Source organism: Desulfospira joergensenii DSM 10085, assembly GCF_000420085.1.
Classification (GTDB): domain Bacteria; phylum Desulfobacterota; class Desulfobacteria; order Desulfobacterales; family Desulfobacteraceae; genus Desulfospira; species Desulfospira joergensenii.
In genome coordinates, this window is record NZ_ATUG01000002.1 from 1837192 (window position 1) to 1859016 (window position 21825).

The 21825-nt window shown below is 53.3% G+C and carries 8 protein-coding genes; 4 read left to right on the top strand and 4 right to left on the bottom strand.

Annotation, left to right across the window (positions count from 1 at the left end):
- Position 1: 1 nt before the first annotated feature.
- From F608_RS0121180 to F608_RS32885, 3 genes are all read left to right on the top strand, one after another.
- The gene (locus F608_RS0121180) at positions 2 to 874 is read left to right on the top strand and encodes a ParB/RepB/Spo0J family partition protein (protein ID WP_022667708.1); all 873 of its coding nucleotides are present in this window, start codon (positions 2 to 4) and stop codon (positions 872 to 874) included.
- Positions 871 to 2586, top strand: a complete 1716-nt coding sequence (gene ispH, locus F608_RS0121185; protein WP_022667709.1) for a 4-hydroxy-3-methylbut-2-enyl diphosphate reductase — start codon at positions 871 to 873, stop codon at positions 2584 to 2586. The genes F608_RS0121180 and ispH overlap by 4 nt, the downstream gene beginning before the upstream one ends.
- Positions 2587 to 2667: 81 nt before the next feature.
- Complete coding sequence (locus F608_RS32885; protein ID WP_161626884.1) at positions 2668 to 4728, top strand: FapA family protein; 2061 nt, start codon at positions 2668 to 2670, stop codon at positions 4726 to 4728.
- A 26-nt stretch (positions 4729 to 4754) separates the two neighbouring features.
- On the opposite strand, the gene F608_RS0121195 is transcribed toward F608_RS32885, so the two are convergent.
- Positions 4755 to 5645, bottom strand: a complete 891-nt coding sequence (locus tag F608_RS0121195) for an acyltransferase (RefSeq protein ID WP_022667711.1) — start codon at positions 5643 to 5645, stop codon at positions 4755 to 4757.
- Between the two features lie 20 nt (positions 5646 to 5665).
- Entirely contained in the window at positions 5666 to 7141 is a 1476-nt protein-coding gene (locus F608_RS0121200) for a sigma 54-interacting transcriptional regulator (RefSeq protein WP_027362987.1), read from the bottom strand.
- A 329-nt stretch (positions 7142 to 7470) separates the two neighbouring features.
- Between F608_RS0121200 and F608_RS0121210 the strand changes: the two genes are divergently transcribed.
- Positions 7471 to 19218 carry a type I polyketide synthase gene (locus tag F608_RS0121210; RefSeq protein ID WP_022667713.1) on the top strand — a complete coding sequence of 3916 codons (11748 nt, stop codon included), beginning with the start codon at positions 7471 to 7473 and terminating at the stop codon, positions 19216 to 19218.
- A 100-nt stretch (positions 19219 to 19318) separates the two neighbouring features.
- On the opposite strand, the gene F608_RS35210 is transcribed toward F608_RS0121210, so the two are convergent.
- The gene (locus F608_RS35210; protein ID WP_153307558.1) at positions 19319 to 20800 is read right to left on the bottom strand and encodes a HAMP domain-containing protein; all 1482 of its coding nucleotides are present in this window, start codon (positions 20798 to 20800) and stop codon (positions 19319 to 19321) included.
- Positions 20801 to 21167: 367 nt separating this feature from the next.
- The gene (locus F608_RS0121225) at positions 21168 to 21779 is read right to left on the bottom strand and encodes a short chain dehydrogenase (RefSeq protein WP_244154311.1); all 612 of its coding nucleotides are present in this window, start codon (positions 21777 to 21779) and stop codon (positions 21168 to 21170) included.
- Positions 21780 to 21825: the final 46 nt, after the last annotated feature.

The following is a 21825-nucleotide window of genomic DNA, read 5'->3' on the forward strand; positions in this document are numbered from 1 at the left end:
CATGAAGAAAAAAAAGAAAAACACCGGCCTGGGCAGGGGAATATCTGCGTTGATTCCCGATCTGGATATGGATTCTCCCGAGGGCGGATCTGATTTTTTCATGTGTCCTGTCGAGGACATCTCACCCAACCGGTATCAGCCAAGAACCCGATTCAACGAGGAAGAGCTGGCAAGACTCCGGGATTCAGTGATTCAGCAGGGGATTCTCCAGCCCCTTCTGGTCAGGAACATGGACGGGGGGTATGAACTCATCGCAGGGGAACGGAGGCTTCGGGCCGCCAAGGCAGCCGCCCTGACCAATGTTCCCGTGATCGTGAAAGATCTCACCGATGAACAGGTCCTGGAAGTCTCCATCATAGAAAATATCCAGCGGGAGAATTTAAATGTCCTGGAAGAGGCAGAAGCCTATGCCCGGCTCATTGACGAGTTCGGATACACCCAGGAAAAGGTGGCCGGCAAAATCGGTAAAAACCGTTCCACCATTGCCAATCTGCTCAGGCTGAGGTGTCTTCCGGATAAAATCAAGGAGAGTCTCCTGGCGGAGAAGATCTCCATGGGCCATGCCAGGGCCCTACTGGGCGGCGGATCTGAAGAAGATCAGATTCAATTGTTTGAACAGGTTCTGGCCAAAGGACTTTCCGTGCGCCAGACCGAACAATTGGTCAAACAGGCCCGAACCCTTACCCCCAAACCGGTGCAGACCCTCTCCCCCGACGACAGAAAATTACTTGAAACCACATCTTCAGACCTCTCCGGCCGGATCAATTCCCACGTCAAAATCAGGATGAACGGGGACAAGGGCAGGATAGAGATCCAGTTCAAGACCCGATCGGAATTTCAACGCCTCGTGGACCTTTTGAGCACTATTTCATGAAAATAACCATTGCCAAGACGGCCGGCTTCTGCATGGGCGTCCGCAGAGCAGTGGACATGGTTCTGGACGCATCCAACACGTTTGACGGTCCCATCTATACATACGGTCCCCTGATTCATAATCCCCAGGTCCTGGAAATGCTGGAGGGGAAGAAGATCTTCCAGCTGGATTCCATTCCGGAAAAGGGGGAAGGACTTGTCCTGATCCGGGCCCACGGGGTCCCTCCCGAGGATGAAATTGCATTAAACCGGGCCGGGTTCAGGGTAATGAACGCCACCTGTCCCAGGGTCATCCGGGTCCAGGTCATCATCGATAAACATGCGAAAAAGGGGTATTCCACCATCATCGTGGGAGATCCGAAACATCCCGAGGTTGTGGGACTTCTCGGGTATACCCGGGGAAGTGGGTACACGGTGACCTCCATGGACCAGCTCAGGGCCCTTCCCCGGTTCGAGAATGCGGTCCTGGTGGCCCAGACTACCCAGAACACGGCTTTATACGAAGAAATCAAGGAATGGTGCACTGAAAACGCCCCCCATTACATGCTCTTTGATACCATCTGCGGGTCCACGGAAAAACGCCAGGCCGAGGCCCGGGACCTGGCCGGGAAAAATGACGCCCTCATCGTGGTGGGGGGAAAACAGAGCGGCAACACCCGGCGGCTGGCCCAGGTGGCCGCTGAAACCCAAATTCCGGCCGTCCATATTGAAGATGTATCCGAACTGGACATCAGCCGGCTCATGGATGCCGGATCCATAGCCATTACCGCCGGGGCCTCCACACCCAACTGGATCATCACCGATACCTGTGCAAAAGTGGAAAAAGCCTTTCAGCAGAGACGTCCGGTACTGGGCGCTTTTGTCCAGGCAAGGGACTTTTTGACCAAGACCAATCTCCTTCTGGCAGCCGGGGCCGGAAGCCTTGCCTATGCCTGTTCCGTTCTCCAGGGCTTTTCCCAGACCCTGGATCATTCCGTCATCGCCATGCTCTATGTCCTGTCCATGCAGGTGCTGAACAATATCTTTACCATCAAGGCAGACCGGTATAATAATCCCGACCGGGCCGTGTTCTATGAGAAATATCTCAACTACCTGAGGGCCATGGCCCTCTGTTCAGGAACCGCAGGGCTGTACATTGCCTATTCAACCGGTCCGGTTCCCTTTTTTATTCTCCTGATCATGAGTCTTCTGGGACTGGCCTACAACAGCCTCAAGATCTCCCCTCTGCTGTTCTGGAAAAAGAAAAAATCGAGGATAAAAGACATCCCCGGTTCCAAAACCGTTCTCATCACCCTGGCCTGGGGAATTGTCACCTGCATCCTGCCGGCGGTTTCCAACCGGGGCAGCTTTTTTCTGCTGGCCCTTGCATTTTTATTTTCCACTGGATTGGCCTTTGCCCGGACCGCCTTTTTTGATATCCTTGCCATCCAGGGGGACAGAATCAGCGGCAAAGAGACCCTTCCCATCCTCCTGGGGGAACAAAAGAGCTTCCATCTGATCATGGGTCTGCTGATATTCGATATTGTTCTGATGATGGGGGCTTCTTTTCTGGGATTATTGCCGGAAAATGCATTCTGGCTTGCATTGGTGCCCCTTTTCATGGTTTTATTGATCCGGGTCTCCAAAAAAGACAAATTGCTGTCCGGGGGACAGTACGAGTTCCTGATTGAATCATCATTTCTTGCAGCCGGGGGGTTGGCTGCCGTAATCTGATCGGAAAAAAGGAAAAAAGAGGAGAGTATGTCAAGCGGGCATGATAGTTCAAATAAATGTCCTTTAATCGGACTCCTGGCAGTGAAAAATCTCTTGATCTCCAAGGCGGAGCTGGAAAAAGGGCTTTCCGCCTGTGCCGGTTCAAAAGATCCTGAGGCGGATTTGAAGGCCTATTTCCTTTCCAATGAAATGATATCAACGAAAAATATGGATCGCCTGGCCAGGATGGCGAAAACCCTTGAGATCCGCAGAAAGGAGATCCTGTTCGGCTCCATGGCCGTGCGCCTGGGCTTTATCAATCAGAGCGTGGCAGATCTTGCCCTGGAAGAACAGGAAGAGGATATCAAAAGCCAGAAGCGGCCCATAAGAATCGGAGATATGATGGTGATCTCCGGCTTCATGACCGAAAGACAGCGGGATTATATCCTCAAGCTCCAGAAAAGGGAGAGAAGGGAAATCTCCCTGCCCCAAGAGACCCCGGTACCGGATCCGGGCAAGGAAAAAGAATCTGTGAAAAAAGAGGACGGGAAAAAATCCCTGCCCGAGACCCTGCTTGAGCCCGAGATCATTACCGGCGGAATAAAACTCCAGGTTTCCGGAGACATGATGGCTGCCTTTTTAACCAAGACCCCGGAGTTTAACGAGGATGTCACTGTCGGTGAAATCAAAGATGCCCTGTTTGAAAGGGAGATCGTTTTCGGCCTGGTCAAGGACGATCTGATCCAGGGGTTTATCAATTCCAGCGGCTTCAAAACCCAGTCCTTTAGAGTGGCCAGGGGAATAAAGCCTGTTGAGGGAAAAGATGCCAAGATAGAGTTTTTCTTTAATACGGATTATCTCCAGGCCGGTGGCCTGGACTCCGAAGGGAACATCGATTTCAAACAGAGGGGGGACGTTCCCCATGTGGAAGAAGGGACCGTGCTTGCCGAAAAAACCCCCTGTGTGGAAGCCCGGCACGGCCAGAACATATACGGAAACCAGGTGGCCACCGAGACCGGAACCAATCATCCCTTAAAGTTCGGAAAAGGGGCCAAACTTTCCGAAGACGGCCTCAAGGTTCTGGCGGCTGTCACGGGATTTCCCAAATACTCCCTGTCCGGGAATGTATATGTTCACCAGGAGTATACCACGGGCGGAGATGTGGATTACGAAACCGGACACATTGATTATGACGGGAACGTCAATGTGAAAGGGTGTATCAAATCCGGATTCCAGGTAAAGGGAAACGATATCCAATCCATTGAACTGGACGGGGGCAAAGTGGAGGCGGACGGCAATCTCACGGTGACCGGGGGAATCGTTGAAGGCAAGGTCTATGCCAAGGGGGACGTGAATGCCAAGTTTGTCCGTAAGTCGGAGATCGTCTGTATGGGCAATGTCATTGTGTCAAAGGAGATCGTGGATTCCACCATTATCTGTTCCGGTTCCCTGATCCTGGAAAACGGGAAAATCATCTCCTCCGTTGCCACGGCCAAAATGGGGGTCTTTGCCAGGCATGTGGGATCGGAGACCGCATCCCCCTGCAGGATAAAGGTCGGCCATGATGCCTTTGTCGAAAGAGAATTGAAAAAGATCAATGTCCAGATCGATGAAATCAAGGGAAAAATCAAGGACTGCAACAATAAAAAAGAGGTCATGCTCCAGGAGAACAAGGAACTCCAGCTGGAGATCACAAGACTGGCCCATATCCAGGACCGCTCCCAGTTGGAGCAGGAGGAGATCGGCGGCAAAATCGCCTCCCTTGAAGGCAAGTCCGGTCTGGGAAACACCATAGAGGAACTCCGGCAACAGATGGATGAATTAAAGAAGAACGCCGATACCGCGGAGAAAGATCTGGATAATTGTTTTGACAGAACCGAAAGTGTTGAGAACGGAATCGAAGTTCTGGAGAAAAAAATAAAGGAACTTGAGGATCTGGAAGAAGAGAAAAAACTGGAAAAGAAAAACCTGATCCAATGGACCAAAGAAAATAAAAGCAATCCCGTTGTCAGGGTTGAAGGCGCTCTTCAGCCGGGAACCCATATCCAGGGATCCCAGAGTGAAATCAAGGTGAAAAATCTGATCCGCCATGCCAGGATCGCTGAAACCAAGGAGGACGGCGCGGGCGGGGGCATTTATCAGATGCAGGTGGTCAATTTCTAGATTTTGGGTTCAGAATTTTCAGGTGTTCAGTTTCGGGTCAATTGATCGATTTTAGCGTCCTTTTCTTTCCATATTCCATTGAGCCAGCAGCAGAATCCCTGCCTGAATTCAGGATCGTTAAAATAATCTCCCTTTAAATCCAGCCCCACATCTAGGACCTGGAAATCCACGACGATCCGCCGGGTTCTGCCGGAAATGAACTCCCAGAAACTGGGGACCTTGTCCGGATAGACAATGGTCACATCTATGATCTTATGGAGATACTCTCCCATGGTGCTCAGGACAAAGGCGATCCCCCCGGCCCTTGGGTTGAGCAGATGAACAAAGGCCGAGTCCTGGCGATGCTTCTTGTCCGGGGTAAATCTCGTGCCTTCCACAAAATTCATGATGGAGACCGGGGTGTGTTTGAATCTTTTACAGGCCTTCCGGGTGCTTTCCAGGTCTCTGCCCCGAAGATGGGGATTCTTATGGAGAAATTTTTTCGAATACCGTTTCATGAACGGGAAATCCAGGGCCCACCAGGCAAGACCCAGAAAAGGGACCCAGATCAGTTCTTTTTTCAGAAAAAATTTAAGCATGGGAATTTTCCGGTTCAGGATCTTCTGGAGCACCAGGATATCCACCCAGGACTGATGATTGGACAGCACCAGGTACCATTCTTTTTTTTTCAGGTTTGAAAGTCCCCGGATATCCCAGTCAATCCGGCAGAAAAGGTCGGTGTTCCAGGAGTTGATGCTGATCCAGAGGGTGGCAATGGAGATGAGCAGTTTATCCAGGCCCACGATGAAAGAGCGGACCGGCAGGATGAATTTCAAAAGAGAGGCCAGAATCAGGGGCACGGTCAGTAAAACAGTGTTCAGGGTATACAAGAGAAAGGAGAGGCTTCCCTTGATCCGGGGGGGCAGAAAAAAGAGCATGGCTAGTTATTCATTTTCCATCAATTGCGGGTTATATGTTTTTTAACGGTCCGCCGGTCCAGGCCCGTTGCTCTGGCCACCTTTTCATAGGTGCCCAGGGTGTCGTAAAGAAGTCTGCAGTATCCTGCCACCAGTTCGGGCACGGCAATGGACTGGTCCGACACTCTCCGGGCCAGGGTCAGGGCAGGGGAGGCATCCTGTTCGGCTGCATCTTCTTTTCCCTTGTAGTCCCGCCGGAGAAGGACGCTCCTGACGCACTGCTCAAGCTCTCTGACGTTCCCAGGCCATTGATAGTCCTTTCCCAGACCCCGGTCAATAATTCTTTTGACTTTATTTAACAATTTTTTGGACCGCATCCCGGTCATGCGATGGATGGTAAAGCTTAAAAGATCGTCCAGTTCCGAGGCCTTTTCCCGGATCCGCGTCCTCAGGGGCGGAACTTCAATGATATCCGAGCAGAGTCTGTAGTAAAAATCATCCCGGAATACTTTTCCGGACATGATGTCCTTCCGGGGCCGGTTGGTGGCGGCAATAACCCGCCCATTGAACCGGAAAGAGGCATGGGAGCCCACCGGAGAAAAGTTTCTTTCCTGGAGGACTCTCAGGAGTTTTATCTGGACGTGATTGGGGATTTCCCCGATTTCGTCCAGCAGGATGGACCCGTGGGGGCTGCACAGGGCAAACACGCCCTGGTAATCTTCCACTGCCCCTGTGAAGGCTCCCTTGGTATGGCCGAAGAGTTCCGATTCCAGGAGGGTTTCCGGGTACTGGGAAAGGTTCAGGGATGAAAAGGCCCGGGTAAAGCTCTGGGTAAAACAATTTTTCTTTTCATCAAAGGGAATGAATCCGCTCTGGCCGATGGCCTTGGCTGCCGTGCCTTTGCCCGTGCCGGTTTCGCCCAGGAGCAGGGTGGAGAAATCCTCCATCCGGTTCCAGAGATATTGATCGTAGAGGTCCATATTATAGGTAAAAACATTGTACCAGAGGTGTTTTTTCAGTTTTTTCATGCAGGGGCTCGTGCCCACAAGGGTCTGGGAGATGAAGTAGAATGCCCGTCTCAGCTGAAAGGAGAGGGCAAAATAGTGCCAGAACCGGTGATCGCTGAACCCCTTGTCCACGACCATCTGCCGGGCCTGTTCGGCGAATTCCACCTTTACCGGGGCATCTCCGGCTTTGATCTGGTCTTTGATGAGCTGGTCAAATTCATCCCTGAACTTGTGAAAAATATCAAAGAGATAAACCACCCTGAGGATCTCCCGGTCCTCCCTGGAATACTCGTTTATATTTCCCTTGCCCAGGGCCTGAAGTTTTTTCAGCCGCTGGTTCACCTCCCGGATACACATGTCCGTGGCTTCCCGGCTGTCTGTCCCGGGGATCATTCCGGCGATCTTCCGGTCCAGCTTTTCCCTCAGCTCGCTGAAGGGATTGGCAAAGGCGGCATTGTATACGGTTCTAAAAAATTTTTTTTCTTCCGGGTCCAGCATGTTTTTCGGCATAAAATTTATCCTCTGGCCGGGCAGGTCCTGACTTGTGAAAGAGAGATCTTCATGGTCTCCAAGCCGTACAAACCTCTGACCATCCTTTTTTATCTTCAATCATGGAGCAAATATGCATTTTTGTACTTCCCCTGTGCATAAAATGCAAGTTTAATTCGGAGAGAATGTAAGGGAAATGGCTGCTGAAGTGTTGATTCACTTTTATATCATTGGGTTACGGAATCGTGAAGGTGTTGGCATACTCTTTGATAGTGAATATGGGGATTTAGAGATTTAAACGGCTTCATGGCTCTGCCATGGGAAAAAAATAAAAAAATGGAGACATATCTATGATTACCAGAATACTGAATTCAAGACTGCCTTTGATGATTTATACCCCGGTCAAGGTCTTTGATATCAGGTATTTTAATTCAATTTATTCTGCCGGCGCCCTGCCCGTATTTGATACGGAATTCCTGAGCCGGGACGACATCCTTCAAAAGGCTTTGCTCCTGTCCAGGGAGGAGTTCAGTTTTGGAATCCGTCTCTCCACCCATGATCAGGATATTCTGGAGGCCCTGAAACGGGAAAATATCATCAACCTGGATCTGGTGGTCATCCCCGCTTCAAAGGAAGATCCGGGCCAGGAATTTTCAGGATTCGGGGACACAAAGCTTCTCATGGAAATCAAGGATATCAATCTCAAGGAGTCCATATCCAAGGCCGATCCCCACGGAATCATCATCAAGGGCAACGAGGCGGCCGGAAATGTTTCCAAGTACTCTTCCTTTATTCTCATGCAATGGTACTTAAAAAATACAGACGTTCCCCTGTTTGTCCACGGCGGCGTGGGAAAGTACACGGGGGCGGGGATGCTGGCGGCCGGCGCCTCGGGATTTGTCATGGATTCCCAGGTACTGCTCTGTGATGAAGCACCGGTGTCCCAGAATTTTAAGACCCTTCTTGCTGCAGTGGATGAAGGGGATTCCACAGAGATCATCATTCCGGGCAAGGATCCTTTCCGGGTATTTGCCAAGCTGGGCACAAAGATCGTAAAAGACCTCAAACAGCAGGCCGTGCTCCTCATTGACGACCCAAAAGGGCAGGAAAAACTATACTCTCTCATGGCCGAGCAGATCACGGCCCTGGACAACCCGGATGTCGCTTTTATCCAGTCCCTTTTCTACCTGGGCCAGGACGGGATCTTTGCCAAGGAGTTTGCTAGAGAATCCACCCGGCTCAGGGATATCGTTGAATCCTTTTTCACCACCATGGGAGATCACCTGGACTGCATCGACCGATTCGACCCCATTGTCCCGGATTCGGAATTCGCCAGGGATCAGAACACACGTCTGCCCCTGATCCAGGGACCCATGGCCAATATCTCCGATAATGCGGACTTTGCCTCCATGGTTCTGGACCAGGGGGCATTGCCCTTTTTTGCCGTGGGCAGCCTGCCTGTAAATCTGGCCGATACCATGCTCGGTCAGGGTGCCAAAAAAGTGAAGAATTTCGGTGCGGGCCTGGTGGGAATCGAGGCCTTCAACCCCATGGTTCACGAACATCTGGATATGGTGAAAAAGTACAAGGTTCCCTATGCCCTGTTTGCCGGGGGGATTCCCTCCCAGGTGGCGGAACTGGAAAAGGCCGGCACCAAAACCTATCTCCACACCCCTTCGGTTTCCATGATGGAAAATGCACTGGAGAGCGGATGCCGGCGTTTCATCTTTGAAGGCGGAGAAGCCGGGGGCCATGTGGGCTCTCTATCCTCCATGGTTCTCTGGGAGGCGGCCGTTTCCAAGCTCATCTCCAAGGGCAGGGATCTGTCCGATCTCCACCTGGTTTTCGCCGGGGGGATCTCCACCTGTTTTGCTTCCTTTTTTATTTCCGGGCTTGCCTCTTTTCTGGCGGCCAGGGGGGCCAAGATCGGCATCCAGGTGGGAACCGCCTATCTGTTCACCCGGGAGATCGTTGAGACCCAAAGCGTAAAAAAACTTTACCAGGACATCATCATTGAAAAAGATGAAACCGTTGTAATCGGAAAGACCCTGGGGCTTGCCTCCCGGACCGCTCCCACGGGATTTGCAAAGAAGATGGTGGAGCACGAGGCCGAGATGATCCGGGAAAAGAAGCCCCTGGACCAGCGCAAACGCTCCTTTGAAAAGAAAAATATCGGATCCCTGCTCATCGGAGCCAAGGGGTTTCTCCCGGATTTCAAGAACCCGGGAAAGGAGAATTACACCTGGTTTGAGGGGGAAGAACACCGGGAAAAGGGCAATTTTCTGGTGGGGGACAGCCTGGCATTTTTCAAGGACAGCCTGTCCATCAAGGCCGTCCACGATACCTATACCGCCGCAAAGAACCGTTTGTTCAGAAATATCGGCCAGCTGGAGGTCTTTTCCAGCCCCAGGAACCGGATCAACGACGAGATCGCCGTGGTGGGCATGGGCTGTACCCTGCCCGATGCGGACAACCCGGCCCAGCTCTGGGAGAATATTCTGGGCAAAAAATATTCCATCAGGGAAATGCCGGACGAAAGGTTCAACCGTGAGTTCTACCGCTCCGACGACCGGTCTGTGGAGGACACCACCTATACCACCCTGGCCGGTCATATAGAAGACTTTCAGTTTGACGCCGAGCGGTTCGGTTATTCTGAAAAAAAGGCGAACCGGCTCTCCAGAAGCCAGAAAATGGTTCTCCAGACCGCTTACAAGGCTGTTGAAAGCGCCGGACTCCTGGGTGAAGACAATTGCCTGATCTGTGATGATCCGGCCCGGACCGCCGTGATCATTGCCACCTGTCTTTCCAATGAACTGGGAAATGACCTCCAGCTCAAGTACTGGTACCCGGAACTGATTTCCATGCTGGAAAAAACAAAGAGATACCAGAGCCTTGAACCCGAAGAAAAGGAGAAGATCAACCAGGCCCTGCTGGAGGGCATGGAAGGGGAGAACAAGGGGTATGATCCGGTCCACGGAATCCTGTTGAACATCGAGGCCTCAAGGGTGGCCCGCCACCTGGGGGTGAGGGGAACCAACTATATCGTGGATGCGGCCTGTGCCTCCTCGGTCACGGCCCTGGATGCGGCCGTGGGTGAGCTTCTTTCCGGAGAACATGATCAGGTCGTGGTGGGCGGGGTAAACACCCACTTGGCCCCGGAATCCTTTATCGGATTCGCCAAGATGGGCACCCTGTCGGCCAAGGGATCCTATCCCTTTGACGGCCGGGCCGACGGATTCATCCTGGGGGAGGGGTCGGTGATCTTTGTGCTCAAGAGGATGAAAGACGCCATCCGGGACAGGAACAAGATATTCGGGATCATCAACGGGATCGGAGCCAGCTCAGACGGCAAGGGCAAGGCCATTGCCGCGCCCAATCCCAAGGGACAGGTTTTGAGTGTCCAGCGCTGCTATGAGAATACAAGGGAGGATGTCCGGCCCGAGGATATCGGGTTCATCGAGGCCCACGGCACCTCTACCATCATCGGGGACCAGGCAGAGCTTGAAACCCTGAAGAGCATGTACGGAAAAGCCGATGCCGGGATTTCCTCCATCAAATCCCAGATCGGCCATCTTCTTGGATGCGCCGGTTCCGCAGGCCTGCTAAAGGCTCTTCTGGCGGTCCAGGAAGGGGTCCTGCCCCCCAACGGTCAATTTGAAAAATTGTCCAAAAACCATGACCTGTCCGATTCTTCCCTGTTCATCGTCAAAGAGGAAAAGCCCTGGGAACCCCGGGACGGACGCGCCCGCAGGGCAGCGGTTTCTTCCTATGGATTCGGGGGCATCAACTACCACATCGCCCTGGAGGAGATGACCGATTCCTATACACCTGTTCCCAGGCATATCTTCAGGGATTTGTCCTACGATTTCAACGATGACCGGATCGTGGTGTCCGGCCTGGGCGTGTTCCTGCCCGGTGCCAGTAACACGGAAGAGTTCTGGGAAAAACTGGTCTCCGGAGAAAAACAGCTGGACCGGATTCCGGAGGACCATTTTGACAACGAGGCCTATGCCTCCCTGGAAAAGGACTCCTTTTTCCATCTGCCCAGGCTCAAGGCCGGTGTGGTCAAGGGGTATACATTCAACAACCTGAAGTACCGCATGCCTCCGACAATGGTCAAATCCATAGAGCGGGGACAGATCTTCGGCCTGGAAGCGGCCGGAGAGGCAATGGAATCATCGGGCCTGCTGAACCAGGACGGAGCCGGGGCAAGGACCGGTGTGATCCTGGGCACCATTCCCGGGGAACGCCAGAGCAAGAATATCCTAAGGGTGAGAAAACGTTTTGTGGGAAGTCTGATTGAAAAGGCCAGAGGCCTGGACCCTGATATCGGCAAAACCGTCTCCCAGGAGCTGGTGGACGCCATCCGTTCGGCCATACCGGAAAACAACGAGGATACCACCCCCGGACTTCTCTCCAACATCATCTCCGGAAGAATTGCCAACCACTTCGGGCTCAACGGGGCCAATTACGTGATCGATGCCTCCTGTGCCTCGGCCACCATTGCCATCCGGAACGCGGCCCGGAACCTGAAACAGAAAGATTTGGACTATGTCCTGGCCGGGGGCGTGGACTGCAACCTTTACCCTGCGGTTCTCATGGCCTTTAAACGGCTGGGCCTGTTGTCCTCCGGGGAGTGCAATTTTTTTGACGACCGGGCCGACGGCTATGTCATGGGAGAAGGGGCGGCCATCCATGTTTTGACCACCTATAAAAAGGCAAAACAGGCCGGCATGGAGATCCTCGGGGAGATCAACGAGTGTGCGGTCCGGTCTTCCGTGCCCGACCATCTTCTGGCCCCGTCGGAACATACCTTTGTCTCCACCATCAATGATGCCTATAAAAAGGCCGGGATCCGGAAACAGGACGTCTCCCATCTCGATTTGTTCGCCTTTTCCAATATCTTCGGGGATATGATTGAAAACCAGGTGACCCAGGCCTGTTTTTCCCACGAGATGCACTGCGGCAACATCAAGCCCCAGTTCGGATATTTCAAGGCGGCCAACCCGGCCGTGGCCATGGCCAAGCTCATACTCATGAACGCCAAGGGAAAGATCCTGCCCGATTTCAATTTTGAACGGGATCACTCCATTATCAAAGAGGGAAGTATCCTGAAACCGGCCCAAAAAATCAAGGACGCAAAACCGGGTCAGCCCCTTCGGTTTGCCGCCAATGTCAACGGCATCGGGGGAAACCACGCCCATGTGATCATGGGGGCCCTTCCCATCCGGCTCACAGACCCAAAAGCCGCCGCACAAAATGTGATCGAGGCCGATTTCAGGGCCGAGACCGGGGATGACCGCCTGTTTTCCGATACGGCCTGGTCAGCCGGTCCCGGAGGAAAGAAGCTGCGCATGGTGGCCCTGCTCTCGGGCCAGGGCGCCCAGCGGCCCGGTATGATGAAGGAGCTGTCCGAATCCGATACCCATATCCGGGAGGTCCTGGAAAAGGGAGAGGCCATTTTTAAAAGGGAGAGGGGATACTCCCTCCTGGATCTCATGTTCGGTGAAGAGGATGCCCTCAACTCCACCCAGAACACCCAGCCCGCTGTTTTCCTTTCCTCTGCGGCCGTGTGCAGCCGTTTGGCCGTGGAAGGGTTTTCCCCGGATTATTTTATCGGCCACAGCGTGGGGGAATATACAGCCCTTTTCTGTTCGGGCATACTGGGGTTTGAAGACGCCATGCGCCTGATCATCAAACGGTCTGATCTGATGTACGAGAGTACCCTGAAACAGCCCGGCAAGATCATGGTGGTATTCAAGAATGAAAAGGAGACCGGTCAGCTGATCCGGGAATCCTTTATCTCCAATATCTATATCACCAATAAAAACAGTGAAAAACAGACCGCCGTATCCGGCAAGGCCGATGATATTGAAACCTTCTGCAGCTTTTTGAAAGAACAGGGGGTCATGTTCAAGAAACTCAACCTGACCGGGGCCTTTCACACCCCCCTGCTCAAGGAGGCCTCAGAGCAGCTGAGGGATTATCTGGACAGCCTGACCTTTAACCGGGCCAAATACGGAAGGATCATCTCCAATACCCTGGCCGGTCCCTATCCTGAACGGCCTGAAGAGGTCAAGGATCTGCTGGCCCGGCAGATTGTCTCTCCGGTGGAGTTCATAAAATCCATTGAACATGTCTATGTATCGGGCAAAACCCATTTCATCGAGATCGGCCCGTCCCGGCTCCTGGTTAATCTGTTGAAAAATATCAATATCGGAGAGTTTGGAACCGCGGTTTCCGTGGATGCCAAAAAAGGGGAAGTCGAATCCTTTGAGGAATGCCGCCAATACCTCATGTCCTGCAACGCTGTATTTGAGCCCAGGTCCGTATCCATGGCTCAGGAGCAGACGGATTTGTCCGGAGTTGGAGGCATACAAGACCAAACCGAACCAAAGAAAGAGGAACTTCCCATGGTGGAGATGTCCGAAGATTTTGACACTTTTAAACTCAGCAACCAGGCACTGGTCGACCGGATCCTGTACAAGGAATTCCAGCAGCAGAAGCGGAATGCGGCCATAAACGCCCTGGAACGCTATGATTTCAATACCCGCCGCATCCTCATCTCAGGGGTGTCCGTGGGCCTGCCCGGCAAGGCCCGCCAGGTCTTTGCCAAGGATAACTTCGATGCCATCCTCAACGGCAGAAACTTTATCGAGCCCCTGACCCTGGAAGACCAGGAAAGAATCACCGATAAGAACATCACCAAGCTGTTTAAAGAGCCCGACGGCAATGCCAGGTTCGTCCAGATCACCAAGACCGAGGACGTGATCCATCTGGCAGGGCAATTGGGATACTTCAACCTCAACGACGAGTACGGGATCAAGGAGGAGTACGACATCGCCATGGCCCTGGGGATCGCCGCAGGCATCGAGGCCCTCAAGGACGCCAATATCCCCCTGGTCATGCAGTACAAGAAGATGAAGGACGGACGGACCATGATTCCCGACGGGTTTGCCCTGCCCGAGGAGATGCAGGAGGATACCGGCGTTATCATCACCTCCCTCTGGCCCAACGGCGAGACCCTCATGGCTGAGATGGAAAAGTACTTCTATGAAAAGCTTTTCTTAAAACCCTATGAAGAGTTTGAGAAGATCTACTATTATCTCATGGAAAAGGTCGAGGATATCGCCGTGAAAGAGGCGATTACGGAATGGTTTTTCAAGGCCAAGTCCAGGAAACGCTCGGATTTTGATACCTATAAATTTGACCGGAACTTCCTGGCCAATGCCTGCCCCCTGGGGTCGGCCCACCTGGCCCAGATCATCAAGGCCAAGGGGCCGAATACTCTTGTTTCCTCTGCCTGCGCCTCCACCACCCTTGCCATCGGAATTGCCGAGGACTGGATCCGGGTGGGCCGATGCAAGAGGGTCCTGGTGGTGGGCGGGGAAAACGCCACCTCATCCCGGCAGACCCAGTGGGTGGGATCGGGCTTCCTGGCCCTTGGGGCGGCCACCATTAAAAAACGGGTGTCCGAGGCAGCCAAACCCTTTGACGAGGACCGGAACGGCACCATCCTGGGCGCCGGAGCCGTGGGCCTGGTCGTTGAGGATGAAAAATGTGCGGCCGAGCGCGGCATGAACGGCCAGTGCGAGATCCTGGGCACCCATATTGCCAATTCAGCCTATCACACATACAACATTGACGTGCCCCACATGGCCCGGGAGATGACCAAGTTTATCAATAAGGTGGAAAAGCAGAACGGCCTGAAAAAGGAAGAGTATGCGGATAAGCTGCTCTTCATGTCCCATGAGACCTATACCCCGGCCCGGGGAGGTTCGGCAGATGCCGAAGTTACGGCCCTTGAGACCACCTTTGCCGGTCATCTCAACTCCATCTGCATCTCCAACACCAAGGGATTCACCGGCCATACCCTGGGGGCGGCCATCGAAGACGTGGTCCTGGTCAAGGCCCTGCAGAAGCGCAAGGCCCCGCCCATTGCCAATCTCCAGAAGGTTCCCGGCCATTTCAGGAAACTCAATTTTTCCGGTCAGGAAAAGATCGATTCCGAGTACGGCCTTCACCTGTCCGCCGGATTCGGCTCCCACTTTGCCTTCATGTTTGTGAAGCGGGTGAAGGAGAATCCGGTAAAAGGGAATCTCCTCTATCACAAATGGCTCAGGAAGATCACCGGATCCCAGAAACCGGAACTCAAGGTCATTGACAATACCCTGTGCGTGGTGGCCGGAGATGAAGCCGCTCCGGCCCCGGCCCCGGAAAGGGAAAAGACAGCACCCCCTGCCGTGGCCACCTCGGCATCCTGGGCTGCCCAGGCATTGAAACCTGAAACCGCTCCGGAAGCACCGGCCCCTGTCCTGGAACCTTCGGTCCTGCCCGTGGCCAAGATCCAGGAGATCATCGCCCGCCAGACCGGGTATACGGCCGACATGCTGGAGGGGGACCTGGACCTGGAGGCGGATCTTGGCATCGACACGGTAAAACAGGTGGAGATCTTCGGCACCATAGCCACGGAATTCGGATTTTCCGTTCCCGACGACCTCAAACTCCGGGACTTGAACACCATTGATAAACTGGGCGCCTATGTGGCCGAAAAAACCGGGGTAGAAAGCAAGCCCAGCCCCGTTGAAAATATCCCGGCCGCAGCAGGGGCTGCAGAATCCCCTGTTGAGACCGTCCGGGCCGTCATTGCCGAGCAGACCGGGTACACGGCCGACATGCTGGAGGGGGATCTGGACCTGGAGGCGGATCTTGGCATCGACACGGTCAAGCAGGTGGAGATCTTCGGCACCATTGCCTCAAAATTCGGATTTGCCGTTCCCGATGATCTCAAGCTTCGGGATTTGAACACCATTGATAAACTGGCAGACTATGTGGCCGGAAAAACAGGCCCAAAAACCCAGGCCCGGCCCGGGGCAGAAGCCGCAGAAGCTTCTCCTGCCCCAGCAGGAGCTGTTGGTTCGGCCATTGATACCGTCCGGGCTGTCATTGCCGAGCAGACCGGGTATACAGCCGACATGCTGGAGGAGGATCTCGACCTTGAGGCGGATCTTGGCATCGACACGGTCAAGCAGGTGGAGATCTTCGGCAAGGTAGCCTCCCATTTTGGATTTTCCGTTCCCGACGATCTTAAACTGCGGGATCTGAATACCATTGCCCGGCTGTCCGAATATATCGAGGCCCAGACCGGAAAGGCAGACTCGGTTTCCGGGACCCCGGGTTCCGCACCTGCGGAAGCCGGTGTGGAAACCCGGGCAATGACCTCCTCCCCGGTTCCCGGGAAGGATGCCGCAGACCGGGTAAAGGAGATCATTGCCGAACAGACCGGGTATACCGTTGATATGCTGGAGGAGAACCTGGACCTTGAGGCGGATCTTGGCATCGACACGGTCAAGCAGGTGGAGATCTTCGGCAAGCTAGCCTCTTCTTTTGGATTTGCCGTTCCCGACGACCTTAAACTGCGGGATCTGAACACCATTGCCCGCCTGGCCGAATACATAACCGCCCGGACCCATGCAGCCGAACCTGTGGAAAGGGAGGCCATCCCGGCAACCGGTTCCATCACACCTTTGGGTTCAGCGGAAAAAGAAACCGTTGGCTCATCTGATGAAAATGATGAATTCCCGGACCCGGCCTCTCCCATCAAGCGTCTGGTGGTGAGGGTGGATGAAGCGCCCATGCCCGGGGTCGGGGAAGCCGGTTTCAAGGGAAAGAAAATTCTGGTTTCCCTGGACAGCCATGGCTTTGCTGAGGGCTTCATGGAAAAGATCACATCCCTGGGCGGAAAGGCAATCAGTCTGGGCCTGCCAAAGGCCAAGTCCGGCCCGAAACCGGACATAAAGGCGGACCTTACCGATATCGAGGCGGTAAAAGAGGCGGTCAAGGATCTGCAGACCTCCCACGGGGATCTGGACGGGTTTATCCACCTGGCCTCCCTGGACGCCTATTTTGACCGGAAAAAGAAGGGATTTGCCGAGGATCCGGAACTCAACGCCACGGTAAAGGCCGGGTTTATCCTGATCCAGGGGCTTTACGAGATCCTGGATAAAAAGGAAAGTCTGATCGGAACCCTGACCTTTGATTCGGTGATCTTCCCCTACACAGAAGAGTGCGGGGAGATCCATCCCATGTTTGCCGGGCTGTCCGGCCTGCTCAAGACCGTGAACAAGGAGATGGAAAAGACCCGGGTCAAGGTGGTGGATTTTTCCTATAAACAGCCCAAGAAGAGCCTGGCCCGGATTGTTGATCTTTTTACGGATGAACTGCTGTCCGAGGATCCCAGGTGCGAGGTGGGGTATAAGAATAAAAAACGGTATGTTCTTTCCATGCATCCGACCCCTGCCGACCGGGCCGATTCCATCGTATCTGACAAAGATACCCTGCTGGTCACCGGCGGGGCAGGGGGGATCACCTATGAGATCATCAAGCAGATCGTCGAAAAGTACAAGGTCAACCTGGTGATCCTGGATATCAACGATATCTATGCCACAGATCCCAAACTATTGAACAAGGAGGCAAGCGAGCCCGAACTCATGGCAATGCTCCGGGAGGATATGGCCGGGAGCAAGCCCGTGGAGATCAAACGGGCCCTGGACCGGCTGCTCCGGGTGCGCCAGTCCGTTGAAAACCTGGAATATCTCAAGTCCCAGGGGGTTGAAGTTCAGTATATCTGCACCGATGTCACGGATTTTGACGCGGTCAAAAAGGCCGTTGACCAGTGTGAACGCATTGACGGTATCTTCCACGCCGCCGGCATGGAGATGAGCCAGTTCATCCCGAAAAAAGAACTCTGGTCCTTTGAGCTGGTGGTGGACGTCAAGGTCAAGGGAATGAGGAACCTGCTCAAGGCAGCTGAAAACAGGGAGTATAAGTACTTCTTTACCTTTTCCTCGGTCACGGCCCGGTTCGGAAACCAGGGCCAGGTGGATTACACGGCAGCCAACGACTTCCTGGGCAAGACCCTTTTCCGGGAAAAGCAGGTCCACCCGGAACGGACCTATAAGGTCTATGCCTGGACCGCCTGGGGGGGCGTGGGAATGGCCACCAATCCCACGGTGAAAAAGGTGCTCGAAGACAGGGGGATCCAGTTTCTGCCCATGGATCAGGGGGTGAAGTTTTTCATGGCCGATCTTCTGGACAGAACTGAATCGGAAATGGTCTTTTCCGGCCTGGATTATGATTTTGACATCGACGGCCTCCTGGGAGACCCCAATGACCGGCCCTATCCCTTCCTGGATGAAATCATTGAGCAGACTGAGGATTCCAGGACCTGGGTTCGGACCCTGGATCTGGAGCGGGATATTTTCCTCCACGACCACACCATGGGGGATGTGCCCCTGTTTCTCGGTTCCACCGGAATCGAGACCATGGCCGAGGCAGCCCGGAACCTGTCCCGGGACCGGGAGTATCTCACGGGCTTAAAAGAGTTTTCCATTCCCTACGGGATCAAACTGCTCAAGGGGCGGCCCAAGGAGTTGATGATCTCCGGCCGCACCCGGGGAGACGGGATTGAGTGCGAGATTTCCTCTGTGTTCAAGAATCCCCAGGGCAGGATCATGGGAGATCCCAAACGCCATTACCAGGGGATGTTTGAGTTTTCCAAAACCCGGCCGGAATCCAAAACCATTGACCTGCCCGAGTTTTCTCCCCTGTCCTGGGAGGGGGACCTGGAATCCCTGGTATACCACCCCAGCCGGCTCTTCATGTTCGGCCTCTTCGGAACCATCACGGATATCAATTCCTTTGACGGGACCACCCTGGTTACGACGATAGAAGACAAGAGCGATGCCGAGTTCTTTAAAGGAGTGGCCGACCCCAGGTTCCAGGCCGCTCCCGTTATGGTGGACGCCATGTTCCAGACCGGAGGACTTCTGGAGTTCTTGACCAGTTCGAGGACAGTGCTGCCCTACAAGATCCAGGAGATGAGATTTTATGAAACCCCCGGGAAAAACAGGCCCTTTTACTGCATCACAAAAAAGAAAGATGCAGGAGAGGAGACCAATACCTATGACCTGACCCTGGCCGATACTTCGGGCCGGGTCTATATCGAAATCAGGGGATTTCAGATGGTTAAGCTCAACCCCCTGGATGAGCCGGACCGGATCGCGGATAAGTTTTCCTGGGAGACCCAGCCGGCCTGAATACCTGATTCGGGAGAATAGAACCCAAGGGGATCCTGTGCCATGGAGGGTACAGGATCCCTTTGTCTCTTATGGGAAGTATTTCCCTGGGCCGGTCAGCCTATTCTTTCTTTTTCTTATCTTTCATCTCAATGTACCAGTCTTCCTCCCCGTATAGTTTTTCAGAACATTCCGGGCACATGCTGTGGGAGAACTTTGCCTGGGTGTGTTCCTGGATATAGGCATCGATCTGGCTCCAATACCCCTTGTCATCCCGGACTTTTTTGCACGAGGCGCAGATGGGAAGCAATCCGCTCAACTGCCTTACCTCTTCCAGGGCAAGCTTTAGGCGGTCATTGGATATCTTATGGGCCTCAATCTCCCTGATCAGGCTTTGGTTCTGCATGGACAGCTTTTCCGTCAGGGATTTTAACCGGCCGGACATCTCTTTTATAAAACCGGCCAGATCTCCGATCTCGTCTTTGGATCCGATTTCAATGGGAATATCAAAGTTGCCCTTTCCGATCTGTTCGGCAGCTGATTTGAGCCGGTGGATCTGATCTGTCATCTTCCGGGAAAACACCAGGGAGAGCAGAATGGAAATGATAAAACCGAAGATCACCACAAAAAGGCTGATATACTTGAAAAGCCAGGCCTTTTGAATCAAATCGGCCCTTCTTTGGGTCTCCAGGTCCACGTTCATCTTCTCGACCTTAACCCCGGCATCCCGGAGCCAGCGGGCCGCGTCATGGACCCGTAAGAATTCCGTCTGGAACCGGCTCACCCGGAAAGGGCCGCCCAAAGAAACCTGCTCATCGTAGAGGGCAAGGATGTTCTCTCCGGCCAATTCAAGCTCTTCTGATTTTATTTTCATTTGATCGATGATGTTCCGGGCAATGAAATGATCCCTGTCTGCCGTAAGGTTTTGGATATGCTCATTCAAGGATTTTACCCGGGCAAAAAACTTCCTGCGGTCCGCATCCCTGTGCAGGCTCAGGAACAAAAGCAGAAGGGTTTCCGCCCTTTTGGCATAACTGCTGATCTCCACGGCCGAGGTAATGGATGTCTGCCGGTTGAGAAACTGGGTCATGAGCCGGGTCAGTTGAACACCATCCCTGCGCAATGTCGAGGCGGATTCATGGAAGGCCCGGATGGGCAGGGAGTGGTCTGAAAGCCGGAATTCTTTTTCCAGGGCCGCGGCCTGATCAAATATTTTTTTTAGAATCTCTCCTCTGGAGGATAATCGCCCGGCTTCCTCTGCTATCTTGGAAACGATGATTTCCCCATCTTTGTCCTTGATCCGGCCCTGAAGTTTTCGGATCTGGGAATTGATATCGTTCAGGCAGGAGAGATATTCTTCATACTCCTTTGGATCCTTGAAAATCAAAAAAAATAGAAGACGGCTCTCGGCTTTTTTGGCACAGGCGTTTATCCGGGTGGCGGTATTGATAATGGAACGGAAATGCTGATGCTCGAATTCTATCTCCTGGATGAAATTGTGGGATGACCAGATGGAAATTATTCCCACAATGATCATGAACAGGGCAGTCATTGAAAAACAGGCCAGCAGCTTTCTGCGTAAATTCATCTTTAAAAATTTCAATTCAGTCTCACCTTTGGCCTTGGACGGCCGCGGCAACAAAGGGATAATCCTGTCATACCGCGAGCGCCATGCCCGGAAGCCGTTTAAAATTTTTATTTTGCCCGCCAAACCGGCCGCAAGAGAAAAAGAGATGAGAGAGAGGGACTGGAAAAAGAGACCGGAATTCACCAATGCCCGGTACTGCTTCCGGCATTGGAAGGAAAGAATAAAGATATCTCCCCATGGAGCCCAGCATACCTCAATTCAAAGGGGTTGGGAATAAAAAAATGAACCAAAGAAAAAGGCGAAGCACGGGTTCAATCTTAGGGCCGGTCCTTTCAAACCGGCCCTAAGATTGAACCCGTGTCAACGATTGCCCAGGGATTCCTCAGCAATTGTCATAGATCCTGATGATCTCTCCGCTGCCCGCACCCTCAATGCTTTTGACAAAGCCGTTGACGACTTTTTTCATGGGAATGGGATTGTGACCGGGAAAATAGTCTTGGTAATGGTCCACTGCGTCTTCAACCAGTCCCGATGAAACCACGTTGATCCGGATCTGGTTTTTCAATTCAAGGCAAACCGCTTTGACAAAACTGTGGATCGCCCCGTTGACCATGGCCGCACTGGTGGTCATGAGGACCGGATGATCCGCCAGGATCCCCGTGGAAAGGGTAAAGGATCCCCCCGGATTCATATACTCTTTGCCGACACTCACCAGATTGACCTGCCCCATGAGTTTGCTTTTGATGCCGATGTAAAAGTCTTCTTCGGTCATGGCGTCAAAATCGGCCCATTTGGCTTCCCCGGCCGTGCAGACGAGGGCGTCGACTTTTCCGGTTTTTTCAAGCATGGCTTTGACGGATCTGCCGTCCCTCATGTCCACATTCACATCCCCTGAGTTTCTCCCGGCAGTGATGACCTCATGTTTTTTTGAAAGATGGTCCCTGACCTTTGAGCCGATGGTTCCGTTTCCGCCGACGATCAATATTTTCATCATATCTCCTTTGAATAAAGATCTTTGTTCCTGGATATTAAATTATGTC

Bases quoted from the DNA above. Each gene is read 5' to 3' on its own strand.
- F608_RS0121195 (WP_022667711.1), bottom strand. From the start codon at position 5,645: ATGCTCTTTTTTCTGCCCCCCCGGATCAAGGGAAGCCTCTCCTTTCTC.
- ispH (WP_022667709.1), top strand. From the start codon at position 871: ATGAAAATAACCATTGCCAAGACGGCCGGCTTCTGCATGGGCGTCCGC.
- F608_RS0121225 (WP_244154311.1), bottom strand. From the start codon at position 21,779: ATGATGAAAATATTGATCGTCGGCGGAAACGGAACCATCGGCTCAAAG.
- F608_RS0121180 (WP_022667708.1), top strand. From the start codon at position 2: ATGAAGAAAAAAAAGAAAAACACCGGCCTGGGCAGGGGAATATCTGCG.
- F608_RS0121200 (WP_027362987.1), bottom strand. From the start codon at position 7,141: ATGCCGAAAAACATGCTGGACCCGGAAGAAAAAAAATTTTTTAGAACC.
- F608_RS0121210 (WP_022667713.1), top strand. From the start codon at position 7,471: ATGATTACCAGAATACTGAATTCAAGACTGCCTTTGATGATTTATACC.